A 13470-nucleotide genomic window follows, 5' to 3' on the forward strand; every position below is an offset into this window, starting at 1 on the left:
CGACCATCAGGCCGATTCCAGTTGCAACAGCGTTTCGGCCTGGGCCAGCAAGGTGTTGAGCAAGGCGGGCGGCAGGTCCTCCATGCGCTGGCGGACATAGCCCTCCTCTTCCCGCTTGCTCACCGTGAAGGTCCCGACTTCCACTTCCTCGTCCGGATCGAAGAACACACTGATTCCGCTATGGTCGAGGCTCATCAGCCAGCGCTCGCCGTCCAGGGACCAGTAGTGCTCGTTGACCATCGCGCCATCGCCGGCCTCTCCCTTGAGGTAGCCCCAGCGCTCCAGCAGGCTGCCCAGCTTGCCGCGCGACAGGCACGCGCCCTTGGCGCGGGCGAGTTCACTGGCCTGCAGCTCCTCGGCGGAAGGTCGAACCACCACGACCTCCCATTGGCCGATCGGCGACACCAGAGCGTAGTCGGCGAAGTGCTGCACCCAGGCCGCGCGCTCGGCCTCCTCCAGTTCCAGGGGATGGGCGATATGCACCCGCGCGCCGTCCGCCAGGGCGAAGTCCCGGTCCTCCAGGTCGATCAATGCGCCGGTATCGTCCGGCCGGAAACGCGCCCATGGCTGGCCATCCGCCGACTCGGCGGCCCACACCACGCCCTGGGCGATGCAGGCCATCAACGGATGCTCGGCGAACAGGCGGCGCCAGGTCTCGGCCGGCCAGGAGGTGCCGAGCTGCAAGGCACGGGTCAGGCGCCTGGCCTGCTGCTTGAGCACCGACTTGAGGTTCTTGGTCAGCGCCTTGTACTGGTTCTCCGCCAGGCTGCGCTTGTCCGGGTCCTCGCCGGCCTTGGCCTTGGGCAGGCTCTTGCCGGCCTTGCCCTTCTCGTCCAGCACCGCCAGGCTCAGGTCGGGGCGGATGCGCACGGTGTAGACGGTCGGCCCCACATCCAGCCTCAGGCCGTCGCGCTGCAGTCCGAAATCGGGCACCAGCTGTTCGAGGAACTCCTCCAGGGTCATGTCCTGCTTCTGCGCCACCTCGGTGAGCGCCAGGCGGGCATTCTGCATGATCGAATCGGAGAACTTGCCGCTCTCCCACAACTCGCGCACCTGGGACACCCCATAGTTGCCGGGCAGCCGGCACAGCAGGCGGATGGCGGCACTGGCCTTCTGCTTGCGTACCTTCTTCCAGTCCTTGACGGCCTTGACCAGGGCATTGGCCGCGCGCTCGTCGCCGTAGGGCTCCAGCGGCAGCAGCAGCCAGTCCTGGGCGGTCGCGCCATCGGCGGCGATCCACTGCTCGACGCCGAGCAGCGCCAGGTCGCTGCGCCACCCCGCCGGCAGGAATGCCAGGATCTGCCGGGCACGCCGCGGCAGCACTTCGCCGCCTTCGGCGAGGATGGCCAGCAGGAACTGCCCGAGCGGCTCGCCGAGGGGCGTCAGCAGGCTGGCAAAGGCGTCGTTCCAGCATTTGCCGACCACCGAGGGGACCTTGGCGCCCCGCGCCTGGGCCTGCAGGCCCGCCAGGTCGATGCCGGCCCAGGGGTCGAGCCCCTGCAGCGGATACCCGGCGCGCTCCAGCGCATCGAGGCTGACGCTGCGGCTGTACTCGTCGTGGGCCTTGTCGGCGATGTGCCGCACGATCGACTCCGCCATGCCCGGGTCCGGAGACAGGGCCATGCCGATCAGCACCGGCTTGCGGGCCTTCGGCGCGGCGTCGAGCAGACCGCTGCGCAGCAACACCTGGGGAGCGCAGCGGGCGACCAGGGATACCGCGGGCGCCCGCAGCGTCTTCGAGTTGCTGGCAAAGACCCGGCTCAAGGCATCGGCACAGGCTTCGAGGCACGCATCGTCGAACAGGGGCAGCAAGGTGATCTGCGCCTTCTCGTCGAGATCGGCGAATGCCGAGGGATGGGCCAGCAGGGCGCGCCGCACGGCTTGCACGACCGCCGGACGGGGGCGCGAGCCGAGCGTCAGGAAGCGGCCGGCCATCGAGGGAAGCAGTTGCAACAGCGGCGTCTGGTGGCCCCCGAGTGCCACGACCACGCGCTTCAGGGAATCGTCATATGCCTCTTCGACGTATCGATGGAAAAGCTGCGGGGCCTCGTCGAACAGCGTCTCGACAAAAGCCACCAGCCCTTGGTGCTCGGTGTCACTGCCCAAGCCATCATAGGCAAAGCATTTCTCTATTATTTTCAGGCGGTCGTCGGCATCGCCTGCGGCACTCCAGAGCAACGCCCAGCGCTCGATGCGATCGCGACCCCGCCAGAGGTCGCCTGCGTCCAGGCAGTCGATAAAGAGCGCGGGATAATCCCGGCTGACCTGGGTCAGCACCTCCCAGTTGCCTGGCTCCGGCACCCAGGCATCCCGGCCCCAGCCGTCCTCGTCGTCAGCATTTCTGAGGACAGTGGCCAGCTCGAGCAAACGCACCGCAGCCATGCCCGGCAACGAGGCATTGGGTGACTTCAGGTAGGAGCGGAGCCGGTCCGCATCCGCAACCTTATCGAGCAGCCTGAAGCACGGCCGGGCCTGCGGATCGTTGGCGAGCACCCGCACGATGAGGTCGTGCAGAGCGGCCTCGTCGAGGTGATCCGCCAGCTTCTCCAGTATCTCGGCAAAATCCCGGCTATCCGACGGGATCTGGGCAATGACCTCGCCATACCATTCCAGGGCCTTCGGCGAGTCCAGGTCCGTGCTGAATCCCGCCCCCAGCTCGAACTTGCGCTGGTGGAACATCAATGCCGCCTCCGGGCAACGGGCGTGGAATTCGCCATTGCCCCACATACCGGCCAGTACCTCTTTCGAGGTGCCCTCCAGGAGCTGCCTGAACCCATCCAGAGGCTCGGCGACCAGAACCGCCAGGTTGAGATCACCGAAGATTTCACTGGCGGGGAAGTCCCTCGCCGAGTCCGCTCCCAGAATCTCCCTCAGGCGTGGGCTCTCGACCAGGAGTTTCAGCAGCGGCAGGTGGAACTGGTGCCTGACGTTTCGGGCCACGCCATAAGGGAAATCGGAGTCATCGGGACTGCGTGAAATGCTTCCTGCATTGACCAGCAGCAGATCGATCCAGCGCTCCGGAGTCACCTCGTCGAGTTGGAGCTGTTCCCGGATGATCGTCATGAACATCCGAAGCCCGATCAGTCTTTCCACGACAAACAGAGGAAGCTCCTGCCACTCGACCAGCGCATCGCTCAGGCACGCGGGATCGGCTTGCGCCGCCAGCAGCCACTGCTGAACCGCCAACCAGCCGCCCTCGCCAGTGGCGATATCCCGGGCCCATGTCTTCATCAACGTGCCCGCCACGCGCTCCCAGGCGCGCTGCCCGGCTCCGCTCGCGCTGGGCAGCCAGGTCCGGCCCAGGCTCCCGCTGCTGGCGAAGGGGCTGAACAGCTGGATGACGCGCTCCCAGCGGTCCAGCCACGTCTCGGCAGGCCGGTCGGCCAGCGCCCAGCCATAGAACGCCTTGACGCGGTCGCCGATGTAGAAGTTGGAGGCGCCCTGGTTGTGCAGATAGGCGTTCTGCGCCAGAGCCCGGCGCCACTCGTCAGGCAGGTCCGCCTGCGCCCGCCAGTAGCGCTCCACGCCGGCGAAGTCGAGACCCGCGCCGATGGAGTGCAGCTGGTAGGCGCTGGCCAGCCGCTGCAGAAAGTCCGTCTCGTCCTTGGCCTGCGCCAGATGATGGATAAAGTCGATGTCGTCCGTCATGAATCACCGTCCCGGGTAGATTTCGAAGTGCTGTTTCTCAGGGGCTCGCACCGGTCGCGGCCGGTCATTCGGCCCGCGCCTCATCGGTTCGCGGCGCGAAGGCATCAGGCCGACTCCAGCCGCAGCAGGGTCTCGGCCTGGGCCAGCAGCGTATTGAGCAGGGTCGGCGGCAGGTCCTTGAGCCGCTGCGGCACGTAGGGGCCGTCGTCGTCCTTGCGGCTGACCGTGAACGAGCCCACCTCCACCGACTCCTCGGCCTCGAAGATGACGCTGAAGCCATCGTGATCGAGGCAGATCATCCAGCGCTGGTTGTCGAGATAGGCGTAGTGGTCATCGATCATGGCGCCGTCGCCGGTATGCCCCTTGGTGTAGCCCCAGCGATCCAGCAGGCCGCCGATCTGGGCGCGGGTCACGTTGACGCCCTTGGCCCGGTCGATCTGCTCGGCGCCCAGTTCCTGTTCGGTCGGCGGGCAGACGGCCGCCTCCCATTGGCCGATCGGCGAGGTCAGCTCGTAGTCGGCCATGTGCTGCGCCCAGGCTTCGCGCTCGGCGACATCCAGTTCCAGCGGATGGGCGATATGCACCTGCGCATCGGCGGGCAGCTCCACCGGCGCGTCGTCGAGGCCGATCAGGACACCGGTGGCGTCCGGGCGGAAACGGACCAGGGGCTGGCCGTCCGCGTCTTCCGCGGCCCACACCACGGCCTGGCCGATACAGCTCATCAGCGGCTGCTCGACGAACAACCGGCGCCAGGTCTGCGCCGTCCAGCTGGTGCCCAACTGGAAGTGACCGACCAGCCGCTTGCCCTGCTGCTTGAGCACGGGCTTGAGGTTCTTCGACAAGGCCTTGAACTGCGCCTCCGCCAGGTCGCGCTTGGCCGGGTCCTCGCCGGCCTTGGCCTTGGGCAGGCTCTTGCCGGCCTTGCCGTTCTCGGCCACCACCGCCAGGCTCAGGTCCGCCGCGATGCGCACGGTGTAGACGGTACTGCCGACGTCCAGCCTGAGGCCGTCGCGCTGCATGCCGAAATCGGGCACCAGCAGTTCGAGGAACTCGTCCAGGTCCATGTCCTGCTGCTGGGCGGCCTCGACCAGAATCTGCCGGGTGGTGTCCTTGAGCGCCTCGGCGAACTTGCCGTTCTCCCACAGCTCGCGCACCTGGGAAGCGCCGTAGACACCCGGAATCCGGCAGAGCGTGCGCAGCCCCAGGGCGGCCTTGGCCTTGCGCTGTTTCTTCCAGCCCTTGATGGCCTTGACCAGGGCGTTGACCGCCCGCTCGTCCCCATACAGATCCAGCAGAGGCAGCAGCCAGTCGAACTCGGTCGAGTCTTCGCGCAGTATCCAGAACTCGACGGCGTGCAGTGCCAGGTCGCTGCACCGGCCGGCGGGCATCAGGCGCGTGATCTGCCGCACCCTGCGCGGCAGCCCGCCTTCGCCGGACTCGGCCAGCAGCGATAGCGCGTAACGCCCCAGCGCCTCGCCGAGCGCCTCGGTGAGTTGCGCGACCCGGTCGTCCCAGTACAGGTCGACGGCGGGTGCGATGGTGGCGTCGCGCGCTATCGCCTGCAGGGCCGCCAGGTCCAGGTCGAGCCAGGGGTCCAGACCCTGGAGCGGATACCGGGTCCGCTCCAGCGCGTCCAGGCTCAGGCTGCGGCTGTAGTCGTCGTGGGCCTTGTCGTCCAGGTGGCGGGCGATCAGTCCGGCCATCCCGGAGGCGCGCGACAGCGCCATGCCGGTGAGGATGGTCTTGCGCGGCTTGGGCGGTGTATCCAGCAGCGCGCAGCGCTCGATGAGTTCAGGGCTGCAGCGGGCGATCAGCGCGGCGGCTGGGACACGGACCGGTTTGGAGCTGCTGCCCAGCAACTGGACCAGGGCATCCCGGCAGGCTTCGACACAGGCCTCATCCATCAGCGGCAGCAGGCGCAGTTGCTCCTTCTGCTCGAGCGCGGAGAACGAGCCCGGGTAGGCGCTCAAGCCGCGGCGCACGGCCTTGAAGATGGCCTTGCCGGGCCGCTGGCTGGGCTTGATGAAGCGTACGGCGACAGCGGCCGTCAGCGCCTGCAGGGGCGAGTCGATGGCCCCCAGCAAGGCCGCGATGTCGGACAGGTTGTAGGGGTGCTCCTTCGCGATGTACTGCTGGAACGCTTCGGGAGCCTCGGCGTACCGGGACTCCGCGAAGCGCACCGGCTCGTCGAAGCCGCGCTGCGCGTAGTGCAGGCTGCCCAGCAGCAGCCCGGCCATCCGCTGCCGGTCATCCGGGCTGGCGGCCCGCCACAGGATGGCCCAGCGCTCGAAGCTGTCGGCGCCCGACCACAGGTCATGCACGAAAAGCGCGGAGATGAACAGATGCGGATACGCCTGGCTGGCACGTTCGAGCAACTGCCTGTTCTCGGGCTCGGCCTGCCACGCGTCACGGGCCTTGGGGTCGGCGCCGGGCTGGCGCAGCGTGACGGCCAGCTTCATCAGGCGCCTGACGGCAGCGTGCCTCAGGCTGTCGTTGGCGGCTCCCAGGTAGGCATAGAGGCGGCCAGTGTCCAGCGCGCGCGAGAGAATGTCCCAGTGGACCCAGGCGCGCTCATCGTTCGCCACGACGCTGGCGATGACCTCGTGGAACTGCTCTTCGGCCAGGTGATCCCTCAGCACCTCGCACAGACGCTCGAACAGACGATCCCCCGACGGAACCCGGCCGATGATCTGGCGATACCAGCCCACGGACTCCGGCGAAATCGGGAAGCAATAGATCTCGCCCTTTGCGGCGAAGCGCCGCTGCTCCAGGGCCAGCGACGCGGCGGGGAACCCGGTCACGAATCGCTCGGAGCTGCGCAACCCGCCCACCACCTGGCCCGGCAGCGAGTCGAGCCATGCCACGAACGCCGGCAACGGTTCCGCCATCAGCACGGACAGGTCGAACATGCTGAACAGCGTGTTGCTGGCGGATTTCCTGTTGTGGTCCTCGCTGAGCAGGCCTTCGGCCAGACGCGGACTGACGGAGAGCAGACGCAGGGTCGGCAGGGCGAGGTTGTGGCAAAAGGCGTACATGTCCCCCCGCAGGTTCAGCCGGTAGGGCAGATCGTCGAGGCGTGACACGAAGCTGTACAGCCAGTCTATCCAGTGGTCCGGCCCTTGCTCGCCGAGCAGCAGTTGCTCGCGGACGATGGTCAGGTACAGACGCAGGTTGAGCAGGATGTCCAGTTGGCTGGAACTCAGCTTGGGAATCCCGGCCAGCACCCGTTGCAGCCAGCCCGGATCGGCCTGGGCATCGAGCAGCCAGCGATGCAGGCCGCTCCACTCGCCCTCGCCGGTGGCGAGCGCCCCGGCCCACGCCAGCATGGCGTCACGCATGACGCCTTCCCATTCGCGGGCGGGAATCTTGCCGTCCACGTAGTGGGCCCTGGGCATCCAGTTCGAGGCCAGGTAGCAGTCCGAGGTGAAGGGCGCGAGCAGCACCACCAGCCGCTCCCAGCACACCAGCCAGTCCGGCAGCGGCAGGTCGCCCAGCGCCCAGCCGTAGAAGACGCTGGAAACGGCGCTGGTCGAGAAATACTGGGCCTGCCGCTGGCCCGGGATCATCTCCCGGGCGAGCCGCTGCCGCCATGCCTCGGGCAATGCCGCCTCACCGCGCCAGTAGCCTTCGATGCAGGCGTAGTCCAGGTCCTGGCCAACACCCCGCTCCCGATAGGCCTGCTCCAGGCGCCGCAGGAACTCGTCGTGGCCGTGGGCCTCGGCCAGATGGAGGATGACATCGAAATTGCTCGACACGGTGACACTCCTTATCCGTCGATACGCACTGACGGTGTTCTTCGCGGGTTACGAGGCCAGGCTTTCTTCGCGCCTGGTGGTCGGCTACAGATTCGTCGTTCGCATCGACCGGAGGAAGCGGCGAGTTGTCCAGTCGGGTACCGGGGAAACTTGACGTAGCGTCAAGTCGTTCCGCTGGAAGCCCTGGAAAGGTTGACCAGCTCCTGTTGCAGCAGCAGCCGCAGCTCCTCCCGGTCGAACTGCCGGGCGAACAGGGGGACGGCGAAGGCGTAGCCGGTTTCCGTGCGCTTGAGGACGAAGCCGAGCAGCAGTCGCGCCAGGGAGTGCTTGAGGGCGTCGACCTCGGCATGGCGCCCGCTGGCGCGGATCAGCGCGACCAGGTTGGCCAGGCTGGTGCGGCCATGGTAGGCGGTGTGGTAGACGACGATCCGGTCCAGCCGGCAGGCGTTCTCGTCGTGGCTGAGCCGGGCCCAGCCCGCCAGGGCGTCCTGCACCGCCTGGGAGGCCAGCGCCTTGGTCAGGTGCGCGCGCTCCACCACGGAGGCGCCGGGGCCCATGGCTTCCAGGCATTCCTGGCAGATGATCGCCACCAGGTTGGCGCGCTGGCCGCTGGCTTCCACCAGTTCGTCGACCAGCGTGCTGCTGGCAAAGCCGAGACGCAGGCGGGCCAGGGGGATGGTGGCCAGCTCGCGGCAGGCATCGGCCTCCAGGCCGCCGATGGTGATGACCTCGCCGAAGTTGCGCAGCGGCGACTGGTAGTCGAGCACCGCCGTGGCGTAGAGGTCCCAGAACCCCGCCAGCATGAACCAGCAGCGCCCCTCCTCGCTCAGCGCGCGCAGGGTGGAGAGCTGCGGGTAGCCGTGGCCGGCCTCGTCGCGGAAGAACAGGTCGGCCTCGTCGATCAGCAGGAAGACGCGCTTGCCTTCGTGGCTCGCCACCACGTGCTCGATGATCCGCTCCAGCGGGGTTTCTGCCGGCAGGCCGAACTGCAGGGCCAGCCGCGGCGCCAGCCGGTGGTCACGCAGGGAGATGTAGTGGCAGACCATCAGCGGATGGTTCTGCAGGCGCCGCTGCACCGCCTTCAGCAGGCTGCTCTTGCCCAGCTGGCGCCCGCCCACCACCAGGTAGTTGGAGGGTTCCCGGTTGAGCACGCGGGCAAGCAGGTGGGCGCGGCCGAAGAAGGAGTCCGCGCGCACCACGCCGCCGCGCGTCTGGTAGGGGGAGATGCGGGTCAGGCGCAGCTGGGCGGCGAGCAGGCGCAGGAGCACTTCGCCGGGCTTGCGCCCCAGCAGCCATTCCGTCTGGCTCGGGCTGTCCAGCGCGACGAACAGGTTGGCGTGGTCGGCGCAGAACGTCTCCAGTTCCTCCTGCCCCTCGGCGGTCGGTACCAGCATCACGTCCAGCCCCGTCTGTACCGCGCGCAGGTGGTGGACGATCTGCTCGGCGGCCATGCCGGCGGCCGGCAGGTACACCAGGCAGCGGTCCAGGGCGAACGGCAGGTCGGCGGTGAAGCGCCACTCGAACACCTGCCCGGGCAGCGACCAGCCCGGGCTCGGCTGGGAATTCGCGCCGAGCTTGAGCGCCAGCTGCGCCACCCGCGCCTCGCCGTCGGCCGCGGCGCAGGCCAGCGCCTGCTGCCAGCTGGAAGGCGTGACACCCGCGGCCTGCAGGGTGGTGGCGCGGCGCCCGAGCATGCCCAGCAGCCGGTCGAGCTTGGCCAGGCGCTCCAGCGGCGTGCTCAGCAGGGCCTTCGGGCGCATCTGCACCGGCCCCAGCAGCGGATGGCGGAACAACAGCAGCAGGCCGGCGATGACGAACAGCAGGAAGCAGATGATCACCAGCCACTTCAGGTCCAGGACCAGCGGGCTCTCGCCGCCGCTGCGCTGGCAGCTGATGGGCAGGTAGCGGGTCGAGATCGGCGGCACACCGGGCCGGCAGACCCAGCTGTCGTCGCTGCGGGAGAAGTCGAGGATCACCTGCTTGCCGGCCAGGCCGCCCAGTTCGTCGCGGTCGGCGATGTCGGCCGCCAGGCGGTACGGCTGCGGCGAGCTGACGCTGACCAGCGGGTCGTCGATCGGTGGCCGGTAGGTCTCGATGTCCTTGGGCCAGCCGTCTTCGATGGTGCGGGCCTCGGCCATCACCGTGCGCCACACCAACAGCTCGTTCCACACCCGGCTGAGGTTGGCGGTGCCGAGCGCGTAGTCGCGGGTGAGCGGGTTGTACTGCGGCGTGAGCAGGGCGCTGGCGACGAACAGGGTGACCAGCGCGATGATCACTCGCCGGCGCGGGGTGGCCTCGGCCAGCCGCTCGATCAGGTAGCGCAGCATGTCGCCAGCACCTTCAGGCCAGTGGCGCGGATGATCTCGCTGCGCCAGTGCAGGCGGGCCGAGTCGCCCTGGCCGCGTACCGTGATCAGGTTGTTCCAGAACAGGCGGCGCAGCTCTCCGTCGGCCAGGTAGGGGCTGGCCCGGCCGAGGTCCAGCGCGGTCAGGCGTTCGCGCAGGCGCTCGCGCGCCGAGGGGTCTTCGGCCAGCGGCAGGAAGGCCTGCCACAGGCGGGCGCTGTCGCCCAGGTGATCCTGCAGCGCCCGCTGCGAGGCGGCGTTCAGGCCGGAGTGTTCCACCAGCCACTGCAACCCCTCCTCGGCCAGCGCCGGGTGGCCGCCGCAGCTTTCCAGCAGTTCCGCCAGCATCGCCTGGTCGAAACGCCGGCCCGGCCAGCGCGTGGCGGCGAGCGAGGCCAGTTCGGACAAGTCGAGTTCGGGCCAGTAGCGGACCTGGGCGATGTTGAGCAGCGACAGGTCGCCGCTGCGGTATTTCAGGTCGGCCAGCGCCTCGCCGCCGCACAGCAGCAGGTGCAGGCGGCCGCTGTGCATCTCGCTGAGGCTGCGCAGGATGCCGGCCAGCGTTTCGCGCAGCGCCGGCGTGCCCTGCTCGAAGCGGCTCACCAGGCAGAAGATGCGCTCGCCGGCCAGCAGGCGCTGTTCCAGCGCGGATTCGAATTCGTAGTCGGACGTGACGTTGCCGAAGCCGCACTGGCGGCCGATGGCGGCGAAGTAGTCGGAGACCAGGGTGCTGGTGCTGTATGGCGGCTGGATATGCAGGACGCAGGCGTCGCCGTACAGGCCGCGGGCCCGCGCCAGCAGCTCCTGGCGGAACGGCGGCTGGCCCCAGTGCGCCTGGGACAGCAGCAGGCCGATGGGATAGGGCGTCAGGCGTCCCAACTGCTCGAACACGGACTCGATGAAGGCGGCGAACGGCGTCTCGCCGGTGCCGTCCGCCTGCAGCGGGAACTCGCGCTCGAAGCCGGCGGCGCTGAACAGCCGGTTGGTCTCCTGCTCGGTCAGGCGCAGGTAGCGCGCGCACGCCGCCAGTTTGTCGCGCGAGCGCGGGTTGGGCAGCGAGAGGCCGTTGCGCCAGTTGTTCACCGCCTCCCGGCTGAGGCCGATCTCGGCGGCCACGCCGGAGGCGCTGGCGCGAATCCTGCGCATGTACAGGGTCAGCAACGTGGAAAAGACTTCTGCTTCCATTCCTAGCCCCTGCTGAGGTTCCCGATCCGGGCCAGCGGCCGCGGTCAGCTGCGCTTCAGGTAGAAGATGCGGCCGCTGTTCTGGTCCTTCCAGGCGATCTCGCGCATGCCCGGCGACACGATCTCCAGCACCCAGGGCATGGTCTTGTGCACCGTGATGGTTCTGCCCGAGCAGGTGTAGGGACTCTGCGCCGACATGAACGGCAGGCTCACGTCCAGGTTGTCCCTGGAGAAGCTGAACGCGGAGGGCATGTCCTCCTTGACCCGGGGAGCGCCTAGGCGCTCGCTGGTGTGGGTGACGCTCCAGGTGCCGACCAGGTCCACCGAGCAGGCGGCCTGGGCCGCCGGGACCACGAACAACAGGGCGCTCGCCGCGCAGATCAACGCTTTCATTCCATTTCCCTCGACTACGCGGGCCGCGAGTGTATCAGCAGCGCCGCCTTGGTTTGCAATGGCCCGACATCATGGCGGCAAAAAGCCACATCCGACAGCCGAACCGACAGGTTTCCTTCTATCTATTCCGCGTGCCCGCCGGCGAACTCGGCGTTGGCGCGAACCGCGTAGATCAGCGGCAACACGATCGCCAGCAGCAGGCCGATGCCGACCCACAGCCACACGCCCTTGAAGAACACCAGGGCCACCACCGTGAAGATCACCGCGTGCAGCAGTCCCTTGCCGATGGCCCAGAGCACCATCACCCCCTTCATCAGCTGGATCGGGTTGGTGCCGGACTCGCGCGCCGCCTTCGCCAGGCTGACGATGCCCTCCACTGCCTCGCGGGCCTGCGCCTCGTTCTTGCGCGCCTCCGCGATCAGCTTGCGCAGGGACACGGGGCTCCGCACTCGGACCTCGGTGCAGCCGTCCTCCTCGTCCACCTCGCCCACTTCCTGCTCGACGATGGCCCGCAGCTCGGGCTTGTGCCGATAGAGGTCGTCCGGGTTGACCAGGGCGCCGGCGAGGAAGTGGTGACGCTCGGTCTCGCCGACCTGGTCGTGGAAGACCTCGATGACCGCCGCCTGCAGGCCGTGCTCGAACAGGCTGAGCAGCAGCTCCAGCGGCAGCGACGAGGTGGTGGAGCTGTCGAACGCCAGCCGGATGAATTCCGGCTGCGCCCTGAATTCGTGGTTGAACCAGTCCTCGTGCCAGTGGCTGGTCAGGTCCACGCCCAGCTGCTCCTGCCAGACCTGGCTCTTGGCGTCGTCGCCACGCATCAGGTTGACGATGGCCAGCACGCAGCTTTCGTGCTGCGCCTTGTCCTCGAAGAACAGCATCAGGACATTCGAGTTCTGCGACATCTGGTTTGCCTCCACAGGGCATGCGTTCACGATCCCGTGAGCAAGGAAATAGGCAACCGCCGTAGGAGCGGCCTTGGCCGCGAAGCCTTTGCCGTTGACCCGGTTCGCGGCCAAGGCCGCTCCCACGGCAGGTGTTCTCAGGCGACGCCGAGGCTGTCGGCGATCACCGCCAGGGCGAGCTGCTCCGTGCGGCTGATCCGGCTGCCGAAGCCGAAGAAGCCGCCCGAGGCGCTGGCCACGTCCCGCGCCATGGCGAGCACCGCCTCGCCGAAGTGGCGACCGGCCTCCGGGGATATCCGCGCATCGACCAGAGCGCGCACCCGGCGCAGTTCGGTGGCGAATTCCGGCGGCTGCTCCAGCACCTGCGCCACCATCGGCGCCACCTCGTTGACCACGTTGGTCACGATGCGGGTCAGCAGCGGGTCGGCGTACTTGTCGGCCTCGACCAGCTGGTTGCCGAAGGCGGCGATCTCCTTGCGGTCCACCTTGCCGTCGGAGGCGGCGACCAGGAAGAACACCAGGAACGGCACCCGGCGCAGCAGCTGGAACTCGTCCGGGTCGAACTGGCTGTTCTCCTCGCCCTGGTGCTGGGCGCTTTCGCCGGCCTGGTCGACGTAGACGTCGCGCCACAGCGCGCCGCCCTGCTCGTGGCTGTTCAGCCCGTCGAACAGGGCCTGGGTGAAGGCGTCCACCTCCTCCATCGAGAGGCCGTGCCACTGGCTGACCTTCAGGCGGTGCACGGCGAACCCGGAGGCGTGGGCGGCGTTGCGGTACGGCAGCAGGTACTGCAGCTGGCGCTGGCCGCCGTCGGCGAAACGGATATCCAGGCTGAGGCAGTCGGTCTTGCCGGTGGGCAGCGTGACCAGGGCGTCCTTGATGAACACCGCGCCGCGCTCGTCCGGCTGCAGCGCGTTGATCCGCCGCTCGCCGGTGGCCACGGCCTGGATGGAGCCCATCGCCAGGCGCTGCATGCTGCGCGAGTCGTCGGCCTTCAGGTAGCCGAGGATCGGCACCAGCACCTCGCCATCCGACACGCTCCAGAGCGCGTGCCCCAGGAAATACCCCGCCATCTCGGCGACCCGCTGTGTGGCTTCCATATCCCTTCTCCTCGTTGGCTGGATATGGGGCGGATTATTCCAGTGGACCGGCCGCCAATCAGTTCCGGACTTGTCAGGTGCGGGGCCGCTGCGGTTGACATCCTGTCAAGTCGCCAACATGAGCCGAATTCATGCAAACCCCGCAGC

Annotated in this window: 7 protein-coding genes; all 7 read right to left on the reverse strand. The window is 68.3% G+C overall.

Translation table 11 applies throughout. The annotated features are described in order from the left end of the window. Nucleotides 1-6 precede the first annotated feature (6 nt). Nucleotides 7-3648 carry a DUF4132 domain-containing protein gene (locus N5D30_RS00790; protein ID WP_279907238.1) on the reverse strand — a complete coding sequence of 1214 codons (3642 nt, stop codon included), beginning with the start codon at nt 3646-3648 and terminating at the stop codon, nt 7-9. Nucleotides 3649-3752: 104 nt separating this feature from the next. Beyond that, nucleotides 3753-7403 (reverse strand): DUF4132 domain-containing protein, encoded by a 3651-nt coding sequence (locus N5D30_RS00795; RefSeq protein WP_279907239.1) that lies wholly within the window; start codon nt 7401-7403, stop codon nt 3753-3755. 161 nt (nt 7404-7564) lie between these two features. Then, nucleotides 7565-9730, reverse strand: coding sequence for an ATP-binding protein (locus N5D30_RS00800; RefSeq protein WP_279907240.1), 2166 nt, complete (start codon nt 9728-9730; stop codon nt 7565-7567). Next, nucleotides 9715-10932 carry a hypothetical protein gene (locus N5D30_RS00805; RefSeq protein ID WP_220813609.1) on the reverse strand — a complete coding sequence of 406 codons (1218 nt, stop codon included), beginning with the start codon at nt 10930-10932 and terminating at the stop codon, nt 9715-9717. The genes N5D30_RS00800 and N5D30_RS00805 overlap by 16 nt, the downstream gene beginning before the upstream one ends. Nucleotides 10933-10976: 44 nt before the next feature. Then, nucleotides 10977-11324: a hypothetical protein gene (locus tag N5D30_RS00810; RefSeq protein WP_279905737.1), complete on the reverse strand. Its 348-nt coding sequence runs from the start codon at nt 11322-11324 to the stop codon at nt 10977-10979. A 122-nt stretch (nt 11325-11446) separates the two neighbouring features. Beyond that, entirely contained in the window at nt 11447-12226 is a 780-nt protein-coding gene (locus N5D30_RS00815; protein ID WP_279907241.1) for a hypothetical protein, read from the reverse strand. Nucleotides 12227-12363: 137 nt separating this feature from the next. Beyond that, a complete protein-coding gene (locus tag N5D30_RS00820) occupies nt 12364-13323 on the reverse strand; it encodes a hypothetical protein (protein ID WP_279907242.1) in 960 nt (319 codons plus the stop codon). Between the last annotated feature and the right edge of the window lie 147 nt (nt 13324-13470).

Source organism: Pseudomonas sp. GD03875 (assembly GCF_029840585.1).
Taxonomy (GTDB): domain Bacteria; phylum Pseudomonadota; class Gammaproteobacteria; order Pseudomonadales; family Pseudomonadaceae; genus Aquipseudomonas; species Aquipseudomonas paralcaligenes.